This is a genomic window from Stenotrophomonas sp. Ps181, assembly GCF_025697425.1.
Lineage (GTDB): Bacteria > Pseudomonadota > Gammaproteobacteria > Xanthomonadales > Xanthomonadaceae > Stenotrophomonas > Stenotrophomonas sepilia.
The window spans coordinates 42,516-66,874 of sequence record NZ_JAHWBI010000004.1; the positions used below are offsets into that span (position 1 = coordinate 42,516).

The window sequence follows — 24,359 nt, forward strand, 5'->3', positions numbered from 1 at the left end:
TCCTTGTTGTGGCGGTGAGGGTGGTGTCGTAGCGATGAACGCGCTGTGAGCCTGATCGGGGTTGCAGCGGTTCCGTAACGGGTTGCCGACGATTCAGGCGGTGGCCTCAGGTTATGCTGTGCCGATGCTCTATCTTGCTTCCCGCTCCCCCCGACGCAACCAGCTGCTGGCCCGACTCGGACGCCCCTTCCAGGCCCTTGACCTGGAGGTCGTCGAGCAGCGCGCGGCCACTGAAAGCGCCGAACAGTATGTGTGCCGGGTCGCTGCCGACAAGGCGCGCGCCGGGCTGGCCCAGGTGCTGGCCGATGACCCGCAGGCGCGGGTGCTCGGTTCGGATACCGAGGTCGTGCTGGACGGCGAGGTCTTCGGCAAGCCGGTCGATGCCGCCGACGCGCGGGCGATGCTGGCGCGACTGGCCGGGCGCACCCACCAGGTGATGACCGCGGTGGTGGTGGTCGGCGCCGGCGGCCTGGACAGTGAGCTGGTCATTTCCGAGGTGACCTTCGCCCCGATCGATGCCGCCGACATCGCCGCCTATGTCGCCACCGGCGAGCCGCTGGACAAGGCCGGCGCCTACGCCATCCAGGGTGGGGCCGAACGCTGGATCGAACACCTTTCCGGCAGCTACTCCGGCGTGATGGGGCTGCCGCTGCTGCATACCGATCGTCTGCTGGCCCGCTGTGGCGTGCCGGTCCCCACTGCCGATGCCGCCAGGGAGGCTGCCGATGTCTGAGGAAATCCTGGTCAATGTGACCCCGCGCGAGACCCGGGTCGCGGTGATCGAAAACGGCATGCTGCAGGAACTGCACATCGAGCGCGGTTGGCGCCGTGGCGTGGTCGGCAACATCTACAAGGGCAAGGTGCAGCGGGTCATGCCCGGCATGCAGGCCGCCTTCGTCGAAGTCGGCCTGGAGCGCGCGGCGTTCCTGCACGCCAACGACGTGGTGCGGCCGGCGCCGGTGGCCAGCGCCGACACCGAGAACACCACCCTGCCGCCGCCGGCCAGCGTGCCGATCGTCGAGCTGCTGCGCGACGGCCAGGACATCGTGGTGCAGGTGGTGAAGGACCCGATCGGCACCAAGGGCGCCCGCCTGACCACGCAGATCAGCATTCCCTCGCGCTACATGGTGCTGCTGCCGCAGTCCAAGGTGGTGGGCGTGTCGGCGCGCATCGAAGACGAAACCGAGCGCGCCCGCCTGAAGGCGCTGGTGACCGAACTGTCGGCGCAGCACGGTGGCTACGGCTACATCGTGCGCACCAACGCCGAAGGGCAGCCGGCCGAGGCCATCGCCGAGGACATCGCCTACCTGTCGCGCGTGTGGAACGTGGTCGAGCGCCGCGGCCGCGAGGCGCCGTCGTGCAGCATCATCTATGAAGACCTGAGCCTGCCGCTGCGTTCGGTGCGCGACCTGATCCGCAAGGACGTGGACAAGGTGAAGGTCGACTCGAAGGAGACCTTCGGCCAGCTGCAGGCCTTCGTCGCCAAGTACATGCCGGTACTGGCCGAGAAGCTGGAGCTGTACTCCGGCGATCGCCCGATCTTCGACATGTTCGGCGTGGAAGACGAGATCGGCCGCGCGCTGGACAAGCAGGTGCCGCTCAAGTCCGGTGGCTACCTGGTGATCGACCAGACCGAGGCGATGACCACCATCGACGTCAATACCGGTTCGTTCCTCGGCCAGCGCAACCTGGAAGAGACGGTGTTCCGCACCAACCTGGAAGCGGCGCAGGCAGTGGCGCGTCAGCTGCGGCTGCGCAACCTGGGCGGGATCATCATCATCGACTTCATCGATATGGATGATGCCGAGCATCGCCGCCAGGTGCTGCGCACGCTGGAGAAGGCGCTGGCGCGCGACCACGCCAAGACCACGGTCTATGATTTCTCGCCGCTGGGCCTGGTGGAGATGACCCGCAAGCGCACGGTGGAAAGCCTGGAGCGCCAGCTGTCGGAAACCTGCCCGCAGTGCAGTGGCCGCGGCAGCATCAAGACCACCGAGACGGTGACCTACGAGATCTTCCGCGAGATCACCCGCGCGGTGCGACAGTTCGATGCCGCGCGCCTGCTGGTGATCGCGTCGACCAAGGTGGTCGCGCGCATTACCGACGAGGAGTCCGCGGCGGTGGCCGAACTGGAGGAATTCCTCGGCAAGAGCATCCGCTTCCAGGCGGACGAGCAGTACCTGCAGGAGCAATTCGATGTCGTTCTGCTCTGATCGTCGCCGGCCGCAGGCCGGCGGTGGCCGATGAGCGCGCCGCCGCGCCTGCGACTGCGAAGGATCCGCCGTCATTTCATTGCCGCCTGTGCGGTGGGCCTGGTCGGGCTTGCACTGCTGGTGGGCACGCTCAGCCAGCTGCTGCCGCTGGCCGAGCGCCATCCGGAAAAGATTGCCGCCTGGCTGAGCGAGCGGGCCGGCCAGCCGGTGCGTTTCGACCAGCTGCAGACCGCCTGGACCCGGCGTGGCCCGCTGCTGCAGCTGAAGGGCCTGCGCATCGGCGCCGGGCAGGGCCTGCCGATCGGCGAGGCCGAAGTCCTGGTGTCGATGTACAGCGGGCTGCTGCCCGGGCGCTCGCTGACCGAACTGCGCCTGCGTGGCCTGGCCCTGGACCTGCAGCAGGATGAACACGGACGCTGGTCGGTGCGGGGGTTGCCGCAATCCGACAACGGGGGGGATCCGCTGGATGCGTTGCGCCGGCTCGGCGAGCTGCAGGTGATCGGCGGCCGCCTGGGCGTGCACGCGCCGGCGCTGGGCATCGACAGCACGCTGCCGCGCATCGACCTGCGCATGCGGGTCAATGGTGATCGCCTGCGCGTGGGGGTACGCGCCTGGGCGCAGCCCGAAGCGCTGCCGCTGACCGCGGTACTGGACGTTGACCGTGCGCGCGGCAACGGCCAGGCCTGGCTCGGCGCCGACCCGGTCGATTTCCACGCCTGGGCGCCCTTGCTGGCGGCCGGCGGCGTGCGCCTGCGCGAGGGCAAGGGCGAGCTGAACCTGTGGCTGACCCTGCGTGATTTCGCGCCGGTGGCGCTGACCACCGATTCGGACCTGCGGGACGTGCGCGTCGACGGTGCACCGATGCCCGGCGTGGCAGCGCCGCAGCTGCAGCTGCGGCGGCTGCAGGCCCGCCTGCGCTGGCAGCGTCAGGCCGATGGCTGGGCGTTGCAGGTGCCGCGCCTGCGCCTGAAGACCGAAGATGGCGAACAGCAGCTCGATGGCCTGCAGCTGCAGATCGGCAAGCAGCTGCGGGTGAACGCCGGTGCGGTGCAGGCCGGTACCGCGCTGCGCGGGCTGGCCCTGAGCAATCTCCTTGAACCGGGTCTGCGGCGCTGGCTGTTCCTGTCCAGGCCGCAGCTGGAGGTGCGCCGATTGCAGTTGGCCGGCGAACGTGATGGCCCGTTGCGGGCACAGGGCGAACTGCAGTCGCTGGGCTTTGCCAGCGTCGGCAATTCTCCGGGCCTGCGCGGCCTCGGGGGGCGTTTCGAAGGCGATGCCGATGGCTTCAGCCTGCAGCTGCAGCCGCAACGGCAGCTGCAGTTCGATTGGCCGACCGGCTTTGGCGTGCGGCATGACCTGCATCTGGCCGGACAGATCGTGGGGTGGCGCGACGAGGGCGGCGGTTGGCGGATCGGAACGCCGGCGATGCGCGTGGAAGGCACCGACTACGCGGCCGACGTGCGCGGCGGCGTCTGGTTCCAGGGCGACGGTACGCGGCCGTGGCTGCAGCTGGCCGCCAAGCTGGACGACGTGCCGATGACGGCGGCCAAGCGCTTCTGGATCCACTCCAAGATGAGCAAGGGCGCCACCGACTGGCTGGACATGGCACTGGCCGGCGGCCAGGTGCGTGGCGGTGTCGGCCTGGTTACCGGTGACCTGGACGACTGGCCGTTCGACAACAACGATGGCCGCTTCGAGGCCACCGGCCACATCAGCAATGGCGACATCCGCTTCCAGCACGATTGGCCGCTGATGCGCCAGGTTGATGCCGATATCGCCTTCATCGGCCCCGGCTTCGAGATGCGTGGACGTGGCGATCTGGCGGGCGTGGCGGTGCAGAAGTTCGAAGCCGGCATTCCGGACTTCGGCCATCAGCCGCTGTACGTGCGCGCCGACGCGCCGAGCGAAGCCGGCAAGCTGCTGGCGATGCTGCGCCAGAGCCCGTTGCACAAGGACTATGGCGATACCCTGGACAACCTGGTCGCCAGTGGTCCGGCACATGTGACTTTCGATCTGCTGCAGCCGCTGCACCACGATGAAGGTGGTGGTCATCTGCAGGGGACGGTCGACCTGACCGGCGTGAAGCTGGTCGACAAGCGCTTCCAGCTGGCCTTCGACAACATGCGAGGGCAGGCGCGCTACAGCAATGGCGGCTTCGGCGCCGAGGAACTGGCGGTGCGCCACCTCGGCCAGGATGGCCGCCTGAGCCTGCGCGCTGGTGGCTACGTGCACGACAGCACGCGGGCCTTCGAATCGCAGCTGACGGCGCATCTTGATGCAGGCGTACTGATCGACCGCGCACCGGAAATGGCCTGGCTCAAGCCCTACATCACCGGCACTTCAGCGTGGACCATCGCGGTCAACCTGCCCAAGGTGGCCCCGGGCGCGCCCGCGCCGCCGAGTGAACTGCGGTTGAGTTCGGAACTGGTCGGCACGCGGCTGGACCTGCCGGCACCGCTGGACAAACCGGCCGCCGAACCGCTGGCGACCACGGTGGCCGCGCAGTTGCCGATGGGCGCCGGCCGCATCGATGTGGCCTTTGGCCAGCGCCTGGCGCTGGCCGCACGCAGCCACAACAACCAGACCGGCGTGCAGGTCACGCTGGGCAGTGATCATGTTGATCGTGAGCCGCCGCCGAGCGGGCTGACGGTCAATGGCCGCAGCGCGACGCTGGATGCGCTGGAGTGGATCGGCCTGGCGCGGGGCGGCGGTGACGACGATGCGATGCCGCTGCGAGCGGTGGACGTCCAGGTCGGCCAGTTGAAGCTGATCGGCGGCGTGTTCGAGCAGACCCGGCTGCAGCTGCACCCGGGTCCACAGGCACTGGATGTGCGGTTGGACGGCCCGTCGCTGGCCGGGCGCCTGACCGTCCCCAATGCAGACGGTGGCACGATCAGTGGCCAGCTTGACCGCGTGCACTGGCAGTCACTGCCGGCGGTACCGGGTGCGCCGGCTGCACCGGCGCGGGTACAGGCCGGTGCCAACGACATGGACCCGGCCAAGCTGCCGCCGTTCGCGCTGGACATTGCCGACCTGAAGTTCGGCAAGGTAGTGCTGGGCCAGGCGGTGCTGCGCACGCGGCCGCTGGCCAACGGCCTGAACGTGGATGAGCTGCGTTTCCGCGCGCCGGACCAGGAGATCGACATCAGCGGTCGCTGGCTGGGCCGGACCGGTGGTGCCCGTACCGAGTTGACCGCACAGGTGCGCAGCGAGGATCTGGGTGGGTTGATGCAGAATCTTGATTACGGCGGCCAGTTGCGCGGCGGTTCCGGCCAGGCGCAGTTGCAGGCCTCGTGGAGCGGAGGCCCGTCGGATTTCCAGCTGGGCAACCTGCAGGGCAGCCTCGACCTGCATGCGCGCAATGGCCAGCTGCTGGAGCTGGAGCCTGGCGCCGGCCGCGTGCTGGGCCTGCTCAGCGTCGCGCAACTGCCGCGGCGCCTGATGTTCGACTTCCGCGACTTCTTCTCCAAGGGCTTCGCGTTCAACCAGATCGACGGCAGCATGCAGTTCGGCCAGGGCATGGCGCGCACCGACAAGGTGCTGATCGAAGGCCCGGCGGCCAACATCACCATCCGTGGCCAGGCCGACCTGCGCAACCAGCGGTTCGACCAGACCATCGACGTCAACCCGCGCGCGGGCAACCTGCTGACCGTGGTCGGCGCGGTGGCCGGCGGCCCGGTGGGGGCCGCGCTGGGCGCGGCCACCAATGCGGTATTGTCCAAGCCGCTGGGCGAGATTGGCGCCCGAACCTACAAGGTGACCGGTCCATGGAAGGAACCGAAGGTGGAAGTGATCGAGCGCAGCCGCGACAAGACCCCATCACCGCCCGTGCCGGCGCCTGCACCGGCCATTCCGCCGACCGTCACCGACCTGCCGCGCTCGCGCTGAGCGCGGTTCCCTGTTCACGGGGCTTGCCTGAGCGCCCCCGCACCCCCAGATCGAGACCATGACTGATATCGCCCTGACGCTTGCCCAAGACCGCCTGCTGCGCCCCGGCGGCCTGGATACCGCTGGCCTGGAGCGCACCTTCGGCCAGTTGCTCGGCCCCGGTGTCGACTTCGGCGACCTTTATTTCCAGCACGCCCGCCGCGAGAGCTGGAGCGTGGAAGACGGCATCGTCAAGGACGGTGCCCATTCCATCGAGCAGGGCGTGGGTGTACGTGCGATTTCCGGCGAGAAGACCGGTTTCGCGTACTCCGATGACATCCATGCCGACGCGCTGCTGGCGGCGGCGCAGTCGGCGCGCGCGATCTCGCGTGAGGGCGGTGCGCAGTCCGGGCGATCGCTGCTTCGCGGCAATGCGCGCGCACTGTACCCGGCGCTGGACCCGATCGATGGTATCGGCAACGAAGCCAAGGTCGAGGTGCTCAAGCGCCTGGATGGTTACCTGCGTGCCGCCGACCCGCGCGTGAAGCAGGTGATGGTGAGCCTGTCCGGCGGCGTCGATACGGTGCTGATCGCCCGCAGCGACGGTGTGCTGGCGGCCGATGTGCGTCCGCTGGTGCGCCTGAATGTGCAGGTGATCGTCGAGCACAACGGCCGTCGCGAGTCCGGCTATGCCGGTGGCGGTGGCCGTTATGGCTACGAAGACCTGTTTGCCAGCGGCCGCCCCGAAGCCCTCGCCCAGGAAGCGCTGCGCCAGGCGCTGGTGAACCTGGAAGCGGTGCCGGCGCCGGCCGGCATGATGCCGGTGGTGCTCGGCCCGGGTTGGCCGGGCGTGCTGCTGCACGAAGCGGTCGGCCACGGTCTGGAAGGCGACTTCAACCGCAAGGGCACCAGCGTCTACGCCGGCCGCATCGGTGAGCGCGTCGCCGCGCCCGGCGTGACCATCGTCGACGACGGCACCCTCGACGGTCGCCGCGGTTCGTTGAACATCGACGACGAAGGCCACCCGAGCCAGTGCACCCCGCTGATCGAGGACGGCATCCTGGTCGGCTACATGCAGGACAGCCTCAATGCGCGGCTGATGGGCATGGCCCCGACCGGCAACGGGCGCCGTGAATCGTTCGCGCACCTGACCATGCCGCGCATGACCAACACCTACATGCGCGCCGGCGAGCACGACCCGCAGGAGATGATCCGTTCGGTGAAGAAGGGCCTGTACGCGGTCAACTTCGGCGGTGGCCAGGTCGACATCACCAGCGGCAAGTACGTGTTCTCGGCCACTGAGGCCTACCTGATCGAGGATGGCCGCATCACCACGCCGGTGAAGGGCGCGACCCTGATCGGCAACGGCCCGGAAACCATGCAGAAGGTGCGCATGGTCGGCAACGACCTGGCCCTGGACGAGGGCGTGGGCATCTGCGGCAAGGACGGGCAGAGCGTGCCCGTGGGTGTCGGCCAGCCCTCGCTGTTGATCGAGGGCATCACCGTCGGCGGTACCCAGGCCTGAGCGTGGCGAGGGCCACAGCAACCGCCCGGGCCGGCGCGGACTCAGTCCTCGTCGGCTTCGCCGGTCCCGATGTGGTCGGCGTCTTCGGCGCCGGCCTTCAGGCCCAGCGCCGCCGGCAGCATCAGCGCGCGCAGCACCTGGAAGATCTCGCGGTAGGCGCGCGGCGGCTTGTTCTTCGCCTTTTCGGCCTGCGCGTTGCGTACCAGGGTGCGCAGCTGCTGGCGGTCGGCCTGCGGGTAGTCGTCGAGCAGGGCGGCCAGCGCCTTGTCACCGTCGGCCAGCAGGCGGTCGCGCCAGTCTTCCACGCGGTGCATCATCGCCACTTCGCGGCGGCCGGTTTCGCTGTTGGCGTCCAGCGCATCGCGGATCGCGTCCAGCGTTGCCTCGTCCTCGCGGCGCATGTGCTTGGCCAGGAACGCCAGCTGGCGCTTGTGGGCGATGTGGGCGGTGATGCGCTTGCACTCGGCGATATGCGGCAGCAGGTCTTCCGGGATCGGCAGGCGCGCCAGCTGGGCCGGAGTCAACGACACCAGCTTCTCGCCCAGGGCCAGGACGTCGAGCGCGTCGCGCCGGTTCTGGCTGCGGCTCTTGTCGTGGAATTCACCGGTTTCTTCGTCGCGTCCGCGCATCGTCCCTACCTGATCTCAAAAAAAGTCGCCCGGCGTGATGCCGGGCCCAACCCGTACAGGATAAAGCATTGAACGTGATCGCCCCTGAAGTGGCCGTCGGCGACGACAGCCCGGCCCGGCTGGAACGGCTGGCCGACCTTTCCCAGCAGCTGCTCGACCGTGCCCGCGCGCTGGGCGCCAGCCAGGCCGAGGTCAGCTGCAGCGAGGATCGTGGCCTGGAGGTCAATGTCCGCCTTGGCGAAGTGGAGACCGTGCAGTCCACCCGCGACCGCGGCATCGCCGTGACCGTCTATTTCGGGCAGCGCAAGGGCAGTGCCAGCACTGGCGACCTGAACGAGGCCAGCCTGGCCGCTACGGTCGAGCAGGCCTGCGCGATTGCCCGGCATACCGAGGATGACCCGGCCGCCGGCCTGGCCGAGGCCGCACTGATGGCCACCGACTTCCCGGAGCTGGACGGTTGGCATCCGTGGGCGCTGCAGGCCGATGAGGCGGTGGACCTGGCCCTGGCCTGCGAGGCGGCCGGCCGCGAGGCCGATGCGCAGATCCGCAATTCCGACGGCGCATCGGTGTCGAGCATGCAGAGCCTGTCGGTGTACGCCAATTCGCATGGCTTTTTCGGCCGAGAGCGCGGCACCCACCATTCGATTGGTTGCGCGCTGATCGCCGGGCAGGGCGACGGCATGCAACGCGATGGCTGGTATACCAGCGCGCTGGCGCAGGGGGACCTGGAAGACGTGGGCCTGGTCGGCCGTCGCGCCGCCGAGCGCACCGTAGCCCGCCTGCAGCCGCGTTCGTTGGCCACTGGCAGCATGCCGGTGCTGTTCGCCCCGGAAGTGGCGCGCAGCCTGGTCGGCCACCTGCTGTCGGCGGTGTCCGGCGGCGCGTTGTACCGCCAGGCCAGTTTCCTGCTGGACAGCGTCGGCCAGCGCCTGTTCCCGGAGTGGATGCAGATTGACGAACTGCCGCACCTGCGCCGCGGCCTGCGCTCGGCCGCCTTCGACGGCGACGGCGTGGCCACCCGTGCCTCGGCGCTGGTCCGTGACGGCGTGCTGCAGCGTTACGTGCTGGGCAGCTATTCGGCGCGCAAGCTGGGCCTGCAGACCACCGCCAATGCCGGCGGCGTGCACAACCTGCAGCTGGCGGCCAATGCCGGTTCGCTCGAAGAGATCGCCCGGCAGATGGGTGACGGCCTGCTGGTGACCGAGCTGATGGGGCAGGGTGTGAACGGGGTGACCGGCGACTACTCGCGGGGCGCGGGCGGCTTCCGTGTCGAGAATGGCGAGATCCAGTACCCGGTGGACGGTGTGACCATCGCCGGCAACCTGCGCGAGATGTTCAGCAGCATCGAGGCGGTCGGCAGCGACGTCGACCCGCGCTCGCACATCCGGACCGGCTCGATCCTGCTGGGGCGGATGACCATTGCCGGTAATGATTGATGGCGTCGATGGCGTAAGCTATGCCCGCCTGACGCAACCAGCTTGGTGCTGGTGGGTCAAGACCACCCAATGAAAAGGAGTTTTGTCGTGAGTGAATTCGATAACGTCCCGCCGCCGCCGGCAACCACCAATGCCCCGGCCGACCAGCGCACCATGGCGCTGGCCGCGCACCTGCTGGGCATCTTCACCTGGTTCATAGGCCCGCTGATCATCTGGCTGATCAACAAGGATGACGCCAGCAAGTCCTTCGTGACAGACCAGGCCAAGGAGGCGCTGAACTTCCAGATCACCATCACCATCGCGATGCTGATCTGCATCGTGCTGACCATCGTGATCATCGGCGGCATCCTGGCGCCGATCGTCGGCATCCTGAACCTGGTGTTCTGCATCATCGCCGCTGTGAAGGCCAACAACGGCGAAGCCTACCGCTACCCGTTCGCGCTGCGCCTGGTCAAGTAATACCGGCTGCACGCGCAAACAGGAACGCCCGGCATTGCCGGGCGTTCCTGTTTGGCGGCAGCGTCACCGTCAGCGATCAGTGATCGCGTTCCACCGCCAGCGTTGCCAGCGCGCGCAGCGCATCGGCTTCTTCGCCATGGCCGGCCAGCGTGGCCTGCATGCGTGCGGCCAGTTCGCGCAGCTGCGCCTTCGCACCGTCCATGCCGAGCAGCGCGGGGAAGGTGCTCTTGTCCTGCGCCTGGTCCTTGCCGGCGGTCTTGCCCAGCTGTTCGGAACTGGCTTCGACATCGAGGATGTCATCGCGGACCTGGAAGGCCAGGCCGAGCGCGTCGGCGAAGCTGTCCAGCTGGGCCAGCTGTGGTTCGTGGGCCTGGCCGCACAGCGCCCCCATGCGCACCGCTGCGCGGATCAGCGCGCCGGTTTTCAGCGCGTGCATGCGGGTCAGTGCCGCGAGCGTCTGTTGCTGGCCGGTGGCATCGATGTCCAGCGCCTGGCCACCACACATGCCGGAGGCGCCGGACGCGTGGGCCAGCGTCTGCAGGCAGGCCACGCGCAGCGTGGCCGGCAGCGGCGCATCGGCCAGCAGGCCGAAGGCGCGGGTCTGCAGGGCGTCACCGGCCAGGATCGCGGTGGCTTCGTCGAAGGCGATGTGGGTGGTCGGCTTGCCGCGTCGCAGCGCGTCATCGTCCATGGCCGGCAGGTCGTCGTGCACCAGCGAATAGGCGTGGATGAGCTCGACAGACATCGCCGCTGCGTCCAGGTGTTCCGGCTGCGCGCCGAACAGGTGGCCACTGGCGTACACCAGCAGCGGTCGCATGCGTTTGCCACCGCCCAGCACCGAATAGCGCATGGCCTGGTGCAGGCGCTGCGGTGCTTCGGCGGGCGAGGGCAGGGCGGCGTCGAGCTGGCTTTCGATACGGTCGCGCCAGCGCGCGAACAGAACCTCAGCCGTCATGGCTGGGCGGATCGAAAGGCTCGGATGCTTCCGGCTGCGCCGGATCGCTGAGCAGGCGCACGCGCAGTTCGGCCTGTTCCAGCGCCTGCTGGCACTGGCGGTACAGACCGACGCCGCGTTCGTAAGCACTGAGCGAGGCTTCCAGGCTCAGCTCGCCGGTTTCCATCTGCTCCACCAGCTGTTCCAGCGATTCGAGCGACTGCTCGAACTGGGCGACCGGGGAGGCGTTTTCGGGGGACTTCTTGGCCATGCAGCAAGTGTGGACGGGCTGCGCGCGGGGGTCAATTCACCAGCCGCCGGGACGCCACTGCAGTTGTGCATCCTGGGCCTGCAACCAGCCTTGCAGAGGGGCCGCGATGACCACGTCGGCGGCGGCAAGCAGCTGAGGCCCATCGAAGATCAGCGGCAGCTGGGCCCGCCGCCAGGGGGCCAGGTGCTCGCGTTGCAGGCAGTCCTTCAGCGCATGCGAATGCGGGCGGCCGGGCAGCACGATGCGCTCGCCGCCCACGCGTGCACGGACCTGAAGCGGGCGTTCGAAGGCCACGGCGCCCTGCAGGCGCAGTTGGCCACCATCGGGCAGCGGCAGGGGGGCACGCCCATCCCATTCGGCCTGCCACCCGCAGGGCAGCGATGGCAGCTGCGCGGGCAGCAGATAGGCGTGATCGCGCCATTGCTGGATGGCATGCTCGTGCCAGCGCACCCGCGCCTGGCGATCGTTGCCGGCCGGCAGCAGTTCGTGCAGGCCCTGCTGCAGTACCGTGGCCGGCAGTGGGGCGGCACCGTGGCCGATCACCCAGGCGCGCAGCACGCGCGCGGCACGCCCCGGTGACACCTGGCGCAGCAGCTGCAGCGAAAGCACGCGTGGTGCCACTTCCAGGTGGGCGATCAGCTCGGCGTCTTCCTCGTCCAGCAGAGCACGGGTCTGCCCGCAGTGCATTGCGCTGCCCGCCAATGCCGCAGCCGCATGCGGCCAGCGCTGGCGCAGCAACGGCAGCACCTGCAGGCGCAGGAAGTTGCGATCGGCGTGGTCGTGGCCATTGCTGGGGTCTTCGATCCAGCGCAGCGCGTGCTGGCGCGCGTAGTCGAGCAGCGCGTTGCGCGTTGCCGGCAGCAGGGGGCGCCACAACGGATGCCCGCCAATGCGGCTGTGTGCGGACATCGCCGCCAGGCCGTCAATACCGGAACCGCGCAGGGCACGCAGCAGGAAGGTCTCGGCCTGATCGTCCTGGTGCTGCGCCAGTGCCAGCGTTTCGCCGTCGCGCAGTTCGGCCGCGAAGGCGGCGCGTCGCGCCTGCCGCGCCGCGCCTTCAAGGCCGAGGCCCGCGCGGTTGTCGATCTGCACGTGATGCACGGCCAGTGCAATGCCCAGTGCCGCGCATTGCTGCTGGCAATGCAGCACCCAGCCGTCCGCATCGGCCTGCAGGCCATGGTGTACGTGCACCGCACGCAGCGCCGTGCCGGAGGCCTGTGCGCAGCGCCACAGCCAGTGCAGCAGCACGGTCGAGTCGACACCACCGCTGTAGCCCACCAGCAGCGGCGCATCCAGCGGAACGAGGGCAGGGAAGGCAGTCACGGCGGCAAGTATAGGGTTGCTCGGCAGGGCTGCGCCCTGCACCCGCTACGATCCAGAGCAACAGCAACAGCAGAAGCTGGTTTGCTGAGGGTAGGCGGGGTGGGTCCGGTTGCGGGAGACGCCGTAAACCCATCCATGGGGGCTTGGCCGCGGCATCCATGCCGCGGACACTCCCGCAACCGGACCCGCCCCGCCTTCGACAGTTTCCTGCGAACTGTCGGAACTGCTCTTGGGGTCAGATCCGTTTTCCTGCGGAAAACGGATCTGACCCCGATCTATTTCGATATCTGACAGATGTGTCGACCAAGGTCGACACCTACCAACAGCCGCCGGCAAACTGTCGAAGGCGGGGCACTGTGGGTTTGCGGGGTGTGAGCCGCATGGATGCGGCGACCAAGCCCTCAGGGACGGGTTTACGGCGTCCCCGCAAACCCACAGTGCCCCGCCATCCCACGGAATGCACGCTGTTGCTGTTGCTTTGGCTGTTGCTCTGGCGTGTAGCAGGGTGCAGGGCGCAGCCCTGCCGAAAAACCTACTTCACCCGGCGGCCCGCGCGGTCGATGCGGAACCACTCTCCGCCTTCCATCGGCGTGTGGCCATCGGCGTCCGGCGTGCCGCGGCGGCAGCCGTTGCAGACCTCGGCCACGCCATCCTGGAACGGCCAGGCGAAATCGAAGGTGCCCGGTACCACCTGGCGGAATTCCAGATCGAAGTAGCCCACGCGATTGCCGACGCGGCCGCGCAGCAGGCCTTCCTGCGGCGTTTCCGGGCCATTGTCCCAGGTCAGCACCGGCAGGCTCCGGCCCGTGCGGTCGACGTAATGGAAGCCCTGGTCGGCATACACCACGGCGAGGCCGTGGTCATCAAAGTTCAGTTCTTTCAGCGTGCCCGGCTGGATCTTCGGCCGGTGATCGACCACCTCGCAGTTGGGCAGCGGCCACAATCCGTGTTCGTCGGTCAGCAGCTTGCATGCCGGTGCCTGTGCCAGCGCGCTGGCACTGGCCAGCACGCCGAGCAGGGCCAGCGACCGCGCGAAGCGGCCGCTGGCAGGGGCAGGGCGGGCCTGCCGCACGATCACTTGGCCTCGGCCTTGCGTTCGAACGCCGTCGGTGCCGGCAGCTGCACCGGCACGCCCTTGTCATCGCAGGTACCGGCCTGGCACAGGCGCTCGCGCAGGGCCGGAGTGGCCTGCACGATCATGTGGTAGATCGCATTCTGTTCCAGCGTGCCGCGGATCGCCTTGCTGCCCGGGCCACGTGCCCAGATGCCGACGTCCTCGCCGCCGTGCGACTCGGACTTCATCGGCACCAGCGCCTCCTGCATGTAGTCCGGATGCTCGGTGTCGACCTCGCGCAGGTTCGGGCGGCCGTTGGCCGGTTCGAAGCTGCTCGGGTTGTGCGGGTAGCGCTTCGGGCCGGCCGGCTGCTGGTTGCTGCTGCCGGTATGGCCCGGGCCATTGGCGTAGCTCAGCGTGGTGTACGGCTGGCCGGTGCCATCCAGTGCGTAGTCCAGCTTGCCGGCGCCATCTTCGCCGCCCTTGTCCTTCACCTTGCCCAGGATCGGGTTGCCGCGCGCCGGGTAGCCGACGAAGTTCAGCGTGTGCGAGTGGTCGGCGGTAACGATGATCAGGGTGTCGTCGGCCGAGGTCAGCTCGTTGGCCACGCGCACCGCGTCGGACAGCGCCACGGTCTCGGTCAGTGCACGGTAGGCGTTGCCGCTGTGATTGGCGTGGTCGATGCGCGCCCCTTCGATCATCAGCACGTAGCCTTCCGGGTGCTTCGACAGATTCCTGATCGCTGCCGCCGTCAGTTCAGCCAGGCTCGGCTCGCCGCCCGGATCCTGCGGGCGCTCGTATTCGTAGCGCATGTGGTCCGGCTCGAACAGGCCGAGGATGGCCGGTGCATTGGCGGCGGCGGCCAGCTGCCTGCTGTTCCACACGTAGGTGCCCTGCGGGTGCGCCTGCTGCCATTCCTGCACCAGGCTGCGACCATCCAGGCGCTGGCCGACCTTGTCGTCGTATTCCGGATCGCGCTCTTCGACGGTGGTGAATTCACCGCGACCGCCACCCAGGGCGACCAGCGGGCCCCGGCCGTAGCGCGAGGTGGACAGCAGCTGCTGGGCGATGTCCTTGCAGCCCGCGGCCTTGGCCGCCTCGGTCAGGTCGGTGTCGTTTTCCCAGTTGCGCTCGGGCGAGTGCGCATAGGTGGCAGCAGGGGTGGCATGGGTCAGGCGCGCGGTGGACACCACACCGGTAGCCAGGCCGGCGCTGTCGGCCAGCTGCAGCCAGGTCAGCAGGCCCTTGGACAGGCTGTCGGCGCAGTCGGTACGGCTGCCGGCGCTGACACCGATCGCACCCATGTGGGTCTTCACGCCGGTCGTGATGGCGGTCATGGTGCCGGCCGAATCCGGGGTCTGCGAATCGGTGTTGTAGGTCTTGCTGAACGCCGTGGCCGGGAAGCGTTCCCACGACAGCAGGTTCTCTTCGCCGGAGCCGCCCTTGCGCTGGCCCTCGTAGATGCGCGAGGCGGCCACGGTGGTCAGGCTCATGCCGTCACCGAGGAACAGGATGACGTTCTTGGCCTTGCCGGACATCGCACCGTTGGCCGCAGCCTGGGCGGCGCCGCTGCGGTACCACCACTGCGGGGTTTCGCCGGCCGGGTGGGCGACCGGGTCGACGGCGACCTTCAGGCCGGCCGGGGTGGAGGCAGGGGAGGTGCTGGCGCAGGCGCCGAGCAGCAGGGTGGTGGCGCAGGCGGCCAACAGGGAGACAGAACGGCGCATGGACGCAGGGATCTCACAAACTGTAACGGGACATTCATTATGCCCGCCCTCGCAAGGCACGCCGATGACACACTGATTTGCCGGCCGGGCGGTCGTTCTGCGGGCTGCCTTGGGCTATCGTGCCAGCATCCCTTCCTTCCCCTCTGGATTGCCTATGAAGCTGGTCTCTGCCTGGCTGCGGATTCCATTCTGGCAGCGCGTGGTCGGTGGCTTCGTGCTCGGTGCGCTGGCCGGCTGGGCGCTCGGCCCCGCCGCGGAAACGTGGTTCGGCCCGCTCGGCGAGCTGTACGTCACCCTGATCAAGATGATCGCCGTGCCACTGGTGTTCTTCGCGGTCATCAACGCGATCTCGTCGCTGCACGGGCAGAAGTCGGTGGCCGCGCTCAGTGGCCGTACCTTCCTGTGGTTCGTGATCACCGCTGCATTGGCGGTGTGCGTCGGGCTGGGCGTGGGCACCGTGCTGCAGCCCGGCGCGGGTGGCCTGCAGCTGACGATGGCCAGCAACTACGTGCCGCGTGAAGTGCCCAGCGTGGTGCAGGTGCTGCTGGACGTGGTGCCGGCCAATGTCTTCTATGCGCTGTCCGGCATCGGCACCAAGGTCAACGCGGCCGGTGAGACCGTGCTGGCCGCGGGTCGCGGCTCGATCCTGCCGGTGATCTTCTTCGCCGGCCTGGTGGGCTTTGCCATCGTCAAGCTGGGCGAGAAGGTGACCGAGGCGCGCAAGCTGGTCGGCCAGATGAGCGACATCATGATCCAGGTGACCCGCTTCGTGCTGGAAGTCACACCGATCGGCACCTTCGGCCTGATCGCAGGCCTGGTCGGCAGCTATGGGTTCGAGAAGCTGCTGCCGCTGGGCCATTTCGTGCTGGCGTTGTACGTGGCCTGTGCGCTGCACATCGTGGTGGTCTACAGCGCGCTGCTGCTGGCGCACGGCCTGAACCCGCTGAAGTTCTTCCGGGGCGCGGCACCGGGCATGCAGGTTGCGTTCGTCAGCTCGTCCAGCTTCGCTGCGATGCCGGTGGCGCTGCGTTCGATCACCCACAACCTGGGCGTGAACAAGGACTACGGTTCGTTCGCGGTGCCGCTGGGCGCCAGCATCAAGATGGACGGCTGCGGCGCGATCTATCCGGCGCTGTGCGCGGTGTTCATCGCGCAGTACAGCGGTGTGCCGCTGACCCCGGAGCAGTACGTGGTGGTGCTGATCGCTTCGGTGCTGGGCAGCTTCGGTACCGCCGGCGTGCCGGGTACTGCGGTGATCATGGCCACGGTGGTGCTGAGCGCGGCGAACCTGCCGCTGGAGACCATCGGTTACCTGTATGCCATCGACCGCATCCTGGACATGATGCGCACGATGACGAATGTGACGGGCCAGATGCTGGTGCCGGTGCTCGTGGCCAAGGAAACCGGGCTGCTCGACCAGGCGATGTATGACAATCCGTCCAGCAATGTGGGCGTGGACGATCCTGACCCGACTCCGCCACGCGGCTGAGGTTGCTTGGAGATGAAAGGCCCGCCTGACCGGCGGGCCTTTTGCTTGGGAGAGGTGGCTTGCGCGGTACCGACCGAGGCGGGCACCTGGTAGATCCACGCCATGCGTGGATGGAGAGTGCCGACCAAGGTCGGCAGCTACCCACCCATAACGGGCCCAACAAAAAAAGCCGCTGCAGGGCAGCGGCTTTTTCGTGTCAGGCGGCGCGGTAGCGCCAACTGGTCGGATCAGAGGTCGACCCGGCGGGCCTGCATGAACTTGTTGCCCCAGTAGCCACTGAGCAGGGTGTCCACGCGCACGTCCTTGCCTGAGCTCGGTGCGTGCAGGAAGCGGCCGTCGCCGACATAGATGCCGACGTGGTCAACACGGCCCTTGCGACCGAAGAACACCAGGTCACCGGCGGCCAGTGCGGTACGGTCGTTGATCAGTTCGGCATTGTCATCGTGGGCCATCTCGCGCGAGACGCGCGGCAGCTCGATGCCCAGGGCCGAACGGAACACATAACCGACCAGGCCGCTGCAGTCGAAACCGCTGTCCGGGTTGCTGCCACCCCAACGATACGGGGTGCCCAGCAGGGTCATCGCGCGCCGCAGCAGCGACTGCACCTTGCCGTTGTCGGCGGCGGTACCGACAACGCTGCCATTGGTGGCGCTGCTGGTGTCGTAGTTGGCGAGCAGGCGGCTGAGGTCGCCGGCCACCACGGCCGAGCGGTCCATCAGCGGAATGGTGTCGTTGGCGGCCAGGTGCGGCAGCAGGGCGGCCAGCGTGGCACTGGCGGCGGCATCGACTCGGCTGCGCTGCGGAGCGGCAGCCTCGGCCTTGGCGGCCGGTCGGGCGGTGTTCTCGGCCATCGGGGCCGGGGGCACATCGGAACGGTTCGGAGCAGTCTGCGACCAGGCCGGAAGGCTGGTCAGGCACAGCGCCAGGCCAAGCAACAACGGGCGGGCACTGCGTGAAGATACGGAAATCTGGCCTTCGCTTTTCAGGTCGTCAGTCGTCACGCGTCGGTCACAGGAAAAAAACGATGGGGCATCATGCCCTGTAAAAGCGTCGATAAGTTAAAAATTCCGTTAGTAAAACGTTATGCCAGCAGTGATTTCCGTCACAGTTTTGAACATATCGCCTGTTCATTTTAGCGAAGGACGCGTTTCGCCCCTGTGTAGTGGTCTTTCCAGTAGGGACCGCTGAGCGAGTCGAGGCGTACCGTCCCGCCGGTACTCGGCGCGTGCACGAAGCGCCCCTCACCTACATAGATGCCGACATGGGTGACGCTGCCGCGGCTGCCGAAGAACACCAGATCGCCGGTGGCCAGGCGCTGCGGATCGATCTTCGGGCCCTGTACCGCGGCCAGGTCGCGCGAGGTGCGCGGCAGTCGCAGGTCCAGCATCTCGCGATAGACATAGGCGACCAGGCCGCTGCAGTCGAAGCCCGAATCCGGGGTGTTGCCGCCATAGCGGTAGGGCGTGCCGACCAGGCTGATGGCCCGCATCAGCACCGAGTTGGCGGCCTCGGGGTTGTCCGGCACGGTCTTCGGCCAGTTCGCCGTCGGCGGGGGCGGCGCCGGGCGGGTGGCCTTGCCACCTCCACAGGCCGTCATCAACACGGGCAGGGCCAGCAGCAGGGCCGGGGCGAGAAACCGGCGCGGGCCGGACGAAACTGGCGTGATGTGCATGATCTCCGGATAATGCGCCACCTTGGATTGGCCGTCATGATGGCGGCGTCCCCGCCGGGCGACAACCCGCCCCAACCCGCCTGCCTCCGGCAGATCCAGACAGAGTTGCGCATGAAGATCGAAAAAGACCGCGTTGTCCGCTTCCACTACACCGTTTCCGAAGTCGGCCAGGAGCCGATTGAGTCGTCCAAGGACCGCGGCGAGCCGCTGGCGATCCTGATCGGCCACGGCAACATCATCCCGGGCCTGGAAAACGCCATGATGGACAAGGAAGCCGGCGCGACCTTCAGCGTTGACGTCAACGCAGCCGATGCCTACGGCGAGCGCCGCGAGGGCCTGTCCCAGCGCGTGCCGAAGAAGCACTTCGGCAACACCAAGCTGGCCCCGGGCCAGCAGGTCGTGCTGCAGACCAACTTCGGCCCGCGTGCGGTGACCGTGCAGAAGGTCGGCATGAGCGTCGTCGACGTCGACCTGAACCACCCGATGGCCGGCAAGGACCTGCACTTCGACGTCGAGATCGTCGACGTGCGCGAAGCCGGCAAGGAAGAGATCGACCACGGCCACGTCCATGGCGACGGTGGTCACCAGCACTGATCGCAGCGCGATCGTGATGGATGCAGCGGCCCGCTTCGGCGGGCCGTTGCGTTTCTGGAACACGGCGCGGCCATCCATGGCGTGCGGGCCGGCGGCATAATGGCGGACCTGCCTGACGGACGCCCCGTGAACGCCGCTTCTCCTTCCCTGCAGCCGGTGGCTTCCGGCGAACGCATCGCCGTGCTGGACGTGCTGCGCGGTGCCGCGCTGCTGGGCATCCTGCTGATGAACATCGAGGCCTTCAGCGGACCGCTGGATCTGGCCTTCACCGGCATCGACGTGCGTTGGCAGGGCATCGACTACTGGGCCGATGCCTTTGTGTACGTGTTCGTGCAGGGCAAGTTCTTCACCCTGTTCTCGCTGCTGTTCGGCGCCGGCTTCGCGGTGATGGCGCAGCGCGCTGAGGCCGCCGGGCGCGACTTCACCCCGTTCTACCTGCGCCGCAGCGCTGGCTTGCTGCTGATCGGCCTGTGCCACGCGCTGCTGGTCTGGTCCGGCGACATCCTCGTGATGTACGCGTTGGTCTCGTTGCCGTTGCTGGCCTGCCGCGAGGCCCCGCGCAGCTGGCTGCCGTGGATGGGCGTGATCGTCTATCTGGGCGGCGTTGCGCTGATGCTGCTGGTGGGCGCGATGGTGTCGATGGCTTCGGCCGAAGAGGTGCGGGGCATGCTTGCCGAGGCGCAGCAGAGCATCGATCTGCAGCGGCAGGTGTACGGGCAGGGCAGCTGGGCGCAGGCCACTGTGCAGCGCCTGAGCGAGTTCGGCACTTCGATGGGCGCGTTGCTGATCACCGGCCCGGAAGTGCTGGGCATGTTCCTGATCGGCAGCTGGTTCGCCGGCAGCGGCGCGTTGGCGACGCCGGAGCGCTTTCCGCGGCTGTACGCGGTGCTGCGTTGGGGGGCACTGCCGCTGGGCCTTGTGGTCACACTGCTGGGTGTTGCCTGGAAACCCTACCTTGCACCCGGCGCCTACAACCTGCCGGTGACGGCGGCGATGGCGCTGGTGACGATCGGTGGCCTGCCGATGTGCCTGGGTTACCTCGCGTGGATCGTGCATTGGCGTGCGCGGTTGGCCTGGCTGGCACCGGTCGGGCGCATGGCGCTGACCCACTATCTTGGCCAGTCGCTGCTGTGTACCTGGATCTTCTACCACTATGGCCTGGGCAGGTTCGAGACGATGCCGCGCAGCGTGCAGCTGTTGTTCGCGCTGCTGCTGTTTGCCGCGCAGGTGGTCTTCTCGCACCTGTGGCTGCGCCATTTCCGCTTCGGCCCGATCGAGTGGGTGTGGCGTGCGATGACCTATCGGCAGTGGCCATCGATGCGGCGCAGGACGGAGCAGGGGTGAGCGATGGGCGCGCATGCGCTGTGCTGATCGGCCGCGCGCCCGCGCATCCTCACGTCTGGCTTGCAGCGGGGCGTGGCATGCTCGGCATCAGCATGAGCGCCGGCACCGGCCAGCTGATCGCCGATCTCGTCTGCGGCCGCACGCCAGCGATCGATCCTGCCCCTTACCGACCCGAGCGATTCCGATGAGCACTGCACCTTATGATTACGACCTGATCGTCCTTGGCGGCGGCTCCGCCGGCCTGGCCGGTGCCATCCGCGCAGCGCAGCATGGCAAGCGCGTGGCGATGCTGGAACCCGGCGAACTGGGCGGTACCTGTGTCAATGTTGGCTGCGTGCCGAAGAAGGCGATGTGGCTGGCAGCCGACCTGCACGAGCGCATCGGCCTGGCCAATGCGATGGGCTTCGATGTCGAGGCACGCCCGGCGCTTTCGTGGAAGGAGCTGGTGATCCATCGCCAGGCCTACATCACCAACATCCACACCAGCTACCACAAGCGCCTGGATGAAACCGGCGTGGTGCGCATCCCTGCGCGCGGCCGTCTGCTCGATGCGCATACCGTGGCCTGCAGTGACGGCGTGCATTACAGCGCCGAGCACATCCTGATCGCCACCGGTGCGCATCCGCTGCGTCCGGATATTCCCGGCGCGGAACTGGGCCTGGTTTCCGATGACTTCTTCGATCTGCGTGCGGCACCGGCCGAGGTGGCGATCATTGGTGGTGGCTACATCGCGGTGGAACTGGCCGGGTTGCTGCAGGCACTGGGCAGCAAGGTGAGCCTGCTGGTGCGGGGCAAGCGGTTGCTGGAGCGCTTCGACTACGAGTTGACCGACCAGCTGGCCGAGAACCTGAAGCAGCAGGGCGTGCGGATCCATTTCGGCTACCGGCTGCGCGAACTGCAGCGCGACGGTGAGCGTGTGCGTGCGTTCGGCCATGACGGCCCACTCGACAGTGTGTTCGATGCGGTGTTCTTCGCTGCCGGCCGCCGGGGCAACAGCCGGGGCCTGGGCCTGGAAGCGCTCGGCATCGGCATCGGAGAGCACGAGCAGGTGCAGGTGGACGAATGGCAGACCACCTCTGTGCCGAGCGTGCACGCGGTCGGTGACATCGCCGGAAAGGTTGGCCTGACCCCGGTCGCGGTGGCCGCTTCACGGCGGCTGATGGACCGCCTGTTTGGTGGTCGTCCGCAATCGAAGATGGATTACGAGAACGTGGCCAGCGTGGTGTTCTCGCACCCGCCGCTGGGTGCAGTGGGCATGAGCGAAGAGGAAGCGCGCGCGCGTTTCGACCAGGTGAGCGTTTACCACAGCCGTTTCCGCCCGATGCTGCAGGCGCTGGCCAACGGCACCCAGCGCAGCCTGTTCAAGATGGTGTGCGCGGGCCCGGAGGAGCGCGTGGTGGGTATCCACCTGCTGGGCGAAGCGGCCGACGAGATCCTGCAGGGCTTTGCCGTGGCAGTGAAGATGGGCGCGACCAAGGCCCAGTTCGACGATACCGTGGCGATCCACCCGACCTCGGCTGAGGAAGTGGTGCTGATGCGCTGACGTGCCCGTTGTAGCGCCGAGCCCACGCTCGGCTGCTTTTCGCCCCGGCTTGGCGGAGTCGAGCGCGGGCTCGACGCTACAGGACAGCAGGCGCCCCCATGCGACAATGGGCGCCCCCACGCCTTACCGGGCCGCTCTGCGCGGCCCGCCGTCGTCCTGATGTCCACTCCCGCTTCCCGCATCGCTACGGCTTCCCCCCGCATCGCGCTGGGGGGGATCGGCCTGGCTGCGATCGGCGCCATTGCTGCTTCCGGCAAGGCCATCATCGTCAAGCTCGGCCTGCGCCATGGCGTGGATGCCACCACGCTGCTCGCCCTGCGCATGCTGATGGCGCTGCCCTTGCTCGCGTTGATGGCCTTGTGGGCCGCGCGCCGGGCCACGCCGCTGTCCTGGGCCGACCGTGCCCGCGTGCTGTGGCTGGGCTTCACCGGCTATTACCTGTCCAGCCTGCTCGATTTCCAGGGCCTGCAGTACATCAGCGTGACGCTGGAACGGCTGATCCTGTACTTGAACCCGACCCTGGTGCTGCTGATCAACGTGCTGCTGGCGCGGCAGCGCCCGGGACGCTGGCAGATCGGCGCGCTGGTGCTGAGCTATCTGGGCGTGCTGCTGGCGTTCGGCCACGATCTGCAGCGCGAGGGCGGTCAGATCATCGTCGGCAGCCTGCTGGTGCTCGGCAGTGCGCTCAGCTACGCGCTGTACCTGTTCGGCAGTGGGCAGGTGGTGGCGCGCATCGGCGCGGTGCGGCTGACCGCCTATGCCAGCTGCGTGGCGGGCGTGCTGGTGCTGCTGCATTTCGCGGTGACCCATCCGCTGCCACTGCTGTGGCAGGCACCGGCACCGGTACAGTGGTTGTCGCTGGTCAACGCCACCGTGTGCACGGTGCTGCCGGTGCTGGCGATCATGTTGGCGGTGCAGCGCGTGGGTTCGTCGCTGGCCGCGCAGGTCGGTATGCTGGGCCCTGTTTCCACCATCGTGATGAGCCTATGGCTGCTCGACGAACCGATGGGGCCGGCACAGATCGCCGGCACCGTGCTGGTGCTGATCGGCGTTCTGCTGGTGACCCGCCTGCGGCGCTGACGCCGGAGCAGGCGCGTGCGCGCATCCTGGCGGTGATCCGCGCGATCCCGGCGGGGCAGGTGATGGGGTACGGGCAGGTGGCGATGCGCGCGGGCCTGCCCGGGCGTGCACGCCTGACCGCGCGCATCCTGGGCCAGAACGACGACCCGGAGCTGCCCTGGCACCGCGTGCTGCGCTCGGATGGGCGCATCGCCATGGAAGAAGGGTCGGCGGGCTGGCGCGAGCAGTCGCAGCGGCTGCGTGCCGAGGGCGTGGTGGTTGAGAACGGCCGGGTGCGGATGCCCACGACCGATCCGGCGGTAGCGCTGGATGCTGCCGTATGGGGGCCGGGCTGAGCGCCCCCGGCGACTGAACAGGCCGGACCTGCGGGTCGCCAACAAGGCGCGGTGCTGCGGCTATGATGGAGGTCGTTCCATGCCGGTGCTCCCATGTTCCCGCGACTGCCAACCGTCACCAAGGCCCTGCTGATCGCCAACGCGATCCTGTTCCTGCTGCAGCAGCCGTTCCTGCTCGGCATGCAGACCTTCGAGCCGTTCATGCTGCAACCGCTGCAGCAGGGCTTCGACGCGTTCTCGCCGGGTGGCAACTTCCAGCTTTGGCAGCTGCTGACTTACGGTTTCCTGCATGGCAGCTTCATGCATCTGTTCTTCAACATGCTGGCGGTCTTCATGTTCGGCGCGCCGCTGGAGCAGACCTGGGGTGAAAAGCGCTTCCTGCTGTATTACCTGGTCTGCGTAGCCGGTGCCGGTGTCTGCCAGCTGCTGGTGGGTACGCTGCTGGAGAACCCGGCCACGGTGCTGGGGGCCTCCGGCGGCGTGTTCGGCCTGTTGCTGGCCTACGGCATGCTGTTCCCGAACCAGCGGGTGATGCTGCTGTTCCCGCCGATCCCGATGAAGGCGCGTACCTTCGTGATCCTGTTCGGCGTGGGCGAACTGGTGCTGGGCATGACCGGCTTGCAGCCGGGCGTGGCCCACTTCGCGCACCTGGGCGGCATGTTGTTCGGCTGGTTGCTGATCCGCTACTGGCGCGGGCAGCCGCCGTTCAACAAGCGCCGCCCGCCGGGCCCACCGAAGCGCCCGAACCATCTGCGCAGCGTGAAGTGAGACGCGATGCGCCTCGCTTCACGCGGGGTAGGTGCCAACCTTGGTTGGCACACCTTGGCCAGGATCATTTGATGCGGTAGGTGCCGACCGTTGGTC

The 24,359-nt window shown here is 68.1% G+C and carries 21 protein-coding genes and 1 pseudogene; 14 read left to right on the plus strand and 8 right to left on the minus strand.

The genetic code is table 11. The features are described 5' to 3' along the window. Window positions 1-124 precede the first annotated feature (124 nt). The 4 genes from KXV01_RS10200 to tldD are packed head-to-tail and all read left to right on the plus strand — an operon-like array spanning window position 125 to window position 7,605. Entirely contained in the window at window positions 125-733 is a 609-nt protein-coding gene (locus KXV01_RS10200) for a Maf family nucleotide pyrophosphatase (protein WP_049438094.1), read from the plus strand. Beyond that, entirely contained in the window at window positions 726-2,213 is a 1,488-nt protein-coding gene (gene rng / locus KXV01_RS10205; RefSeq protein WP_049412462.1) for a ribonuclease G, read from the plus strand. The genes KXV01_RS10200 and rng overlap by 8 nt, the downstream gene beginning before the upstream one ends. A 30-nt stretch (window positions 2,214-2,243) precedes the next feature. Then, window positions 2,244-6,101: a YhdP family protein gene (locus tag KXV01_RS10210; RefSeq protein WP_111096830.1), complete on the plus strand. Its 3,858-nt coding sequence runs from the start codon at window positions 2,244-2,246 to the stop codon at window positions 6,099-6,101. A gap of 58 nt (window positions 6,102-6,159) precedes the next feature. Continuing rightward, window positions 6,160-7,605: a metalloprotease TldD gene (gene tldD / locus KXV01_RS10215; RefSeq protein WP_099485977.1), complete on the plus strand. Its 1,446-nt coding sequence runs from the start codon at window positions 6,160-6,162 to the stop codon at window positions 7,603-7,605. A 41-nt stretch (window positions 7,606-7,646) separates the two neighbouring features. Here tldD and yjgA read toward each other — a convergent pair whose 3' ends face one another. Further along, window positions 7,647-8,234: a ribosome biogenesis factor YjgA gene (gene yjgA, locus KXV01_RS10220; RefSeq protein ID WP_049412470.1), complete on the minus strand. Its 588-nt coding sequence runs from the start codon at window positions 8,232-8,234 to the stop codon at window positions 7,647-7,649. A 68-nt stretch (window positions 8,235-8,302) separates the two neighbouring features. Here yjgA and pmbA point away from each other — a divergent pair, with 68 nt between their 5' ends. After that, window positions 8,303-9,670, plus strand: coding sequence for a metalloprotease PmbA (gene pmbA / locus KXV01_RS10225; RefSeq protein WP_049412473.1), 1,368 nt, complete (start codon window positions 8,303-8,305; stop codon window positions 9,668-9,670). 87 nt (window positions 9,671-9,757) lie between these two features. Next, the gene (locus KXV01_RS10230) at window positions 9,758-10,129 is read left to right on the plus strand and encodes a DUF4870 domain-containing protein (protein WP_005418071.1); all 372 of its coding nucleotides are present in this window, start codon (window positions 9,758-9,760) and stop codon (window positions 10,127-10,129) included. Window positions 10,130-10,205: 76 nt separating this feature from the next. Here the strand turns inward: KXV01_RS10230 and KXV01_RS10235 are convergent, their stop codons facing one another. The 5 genes from KXV01_RS10235 to KXV01_RS10255 all read right to left on the minus strand — a co-directional run bounded on the left by KXV01_RS10235 (window position 10,206) and on the right by KXV01_RS10255 (window position 15,438). Further along, on the minus strand, window positions 10,206-11,084 hold the full coding sequence (locus KXV01_RS10235; RefSeq protein ID WP_049412476.1) for a farnesyl diphosphate synthase: 879 nt from the start codon (window positions 11,082-11,084) through the stop codon (window positions 10,206-10,208). Next, complete coding sequence (locus tag KXV01_RS10240; protein ID WP_005410522.1) at window positions 11,074-11,334, minus strand: exodeoxyribonuclease VII small subunit; 261 nt, start codon at window positions 11,332-11,334, stop codon at window positions 11,074-11,076. Before KXV01_RS10240 ends, KXV01_RS10235 begins: the two co-directional genes overlap by 11 nt. A 36-nt stretch (window positions 11,335-11,370) precedes the next feature. Next, on the minus strand, window positions 11,371-12,657 hold the full coding sequence (gene tilS, locus KXV01_RS10245; RefSeq protein WP_181452456.1) for a tRNA lysidine(34) synthetase TilS: 1,287 nt from the start codon (window positions 12,655-12,657) through the stop codon (window positions 11,371-11,373). 532 nt (window positions 12,658-13,189) lie between these two features. After that, on the minus strand, window positions 13,190-13,735 hold the full coding sequence (locus KXV01_RS10250) for a WG repeat-containing protein (protein ID WP_100478533.1): 546 nt from the start codon (window positions 13,733-13,735) through the stop codon (window positions 13,190-13,192). Further along, window positions 13,732-15,438, minus strand: coding sequence for an alkaline phosphatase (locus KXV01_RS10255; RefSeq protein ID WP_263467754.1), 1,707 nt, complete (start codon window positions 15,436-15,438; stop codon window positions 13,732-13,734). The genes KXV01_RS10250 and KXV01_RS10255 overlap by 4 nt, the downstream gene beginning before the upstream one ends. Window positions 15,439-15,592: 154 nt before the next feature. On the opposite strand from KXV01_RS10255, the gene KXV01_RS10260 reads away from it, so the two are divergent. Next, complete coding sequence (locus KXV01_RS10260) at window positions 15,593-16,927, plus strand: dicarboxylate/amino acid:cation symporter (protein WP_111096832.1); 1,335 nt, start codon at window positions 15,593-15,595, stop codon at window positions 16,925-16,927. Between the two features lie 227 nt (window positions 16,928-17,154). Here the strand turns inward: KXV01_RS10260 and KXV01_RS10265 are convergent, their stop codons facing one another. Continuing rightward, window positions 17,155-17,928, minus strand: coding sequence for a C40 family peptidase (locus tag KXV01_RS10265; protein WP_111096833.1), 774 nt, complete (start codon window positions 17,926-17,928; stop codon window positions 17,155-17,157). 131 nt (window positions 17,929-18,059) lie between these two features. Then, a complete protein-coding gene (locus KXV01_RS10270; RefSeq protein ID WP_005418044.1) occupies window positions 18,060-18,599 on the minus strand; it encodes a C40 family peptidase in 540 nt (179 codons plus the stop codon). Window positions 18,600-18,710: 111 nt separating this feature from the next. On the opposite strand from KXV01_RS10270, the gene KXV01_RS10275 reads away from it, so the two are divergent. The 7 genes and pseudogenes from KXV01_RS10275 (at window position 18,711) to KXV01_RS10305 (ending at window position 24,263) form a co-directional block, all read left to right on the plus strand. Beyond that, window positions 18,711-19,193: a peptidylprolyl isomerase gene (locus tag KXV01_RS10275; RefSeq protein ID WP_049398704.1), complete on the plus strand. Its 483-nt coding sequence runs from the start codon at window positions 18,711-18,713 to the stop codon at window positions 19,191-19,193. 99 nt (window positions 19,194-19,292) lie between these two features. After that, a complete protein-coding gene (locus tag KXV01_RS10280; protein ID WP_111096834.1) occupies window positions 19,293-20,537 on the plus strand; it encodes a DUF418 domain-containing protein in 1,245 nt (414 codons plus the stop codon). Window positions 20,538-20,560: 23 nt separating this feature from the next. Next, window positions 20,561-20,725, plus strand: a pseudogene (locus KXV01_RS10285) (amino acid dehydrogenase); the annotation flags it as partial. Further along, window positions 20,722-22,080, plus strand: a complete 1,359-nt coding sequence (gene gorA / locus KXV01_RS10290) for a glutathione-disulfide reductase (protein ID WP_099496206.1) — start codon at window positions 20,722-20,724, stop codon at window positions 22,078-22,080. The pseudogene KXV01_RS10285 and the gene gorA, both read left to right, overlap by 4 nt. A 159-nt stretch (window positions 22,081-22,239) precedes the next feature. Then, window positions 22,240-23,160: a DMT family transporter gene (locus KXV01_RS10295; RefSeq protein WP_111096835.1), complete on the plus strand. Its 921-nt coding sequence runs from the start codon at window positions 22,240-22,242 to the stop codon at window positions 23,158-23,160. After that, window positions 23,157-23,495: an MGMT family protein gene (locus KXV01_RS10300; protein ID WP_238378504.1), complete on the plus strand. Its 339-nt coding sequence runs from the start codon at window positions 23,157-23,159 to the stop codon at window positions 23,493-23,495. The genes KXV01_RS10295 and KXV01_RS10300 overlap by 4 nt, the downstream gene beginning before the upstream one ends. 93 nt (window positions 23,496-23,588) lie before the next feature. Continuing rightward, window positions 23,589-24,263, plus strand: coding sequence for a rhomboid family intramembrane serine protease (locus tag KXV01_RS10305; protein WP_049417113.1), 675 nt, complete (start codon window positions 23,589-23,591; stop codon window positions 24,261-24,263). Window positions 24,264-24,359: the final 96 nt, after the last annotated feature.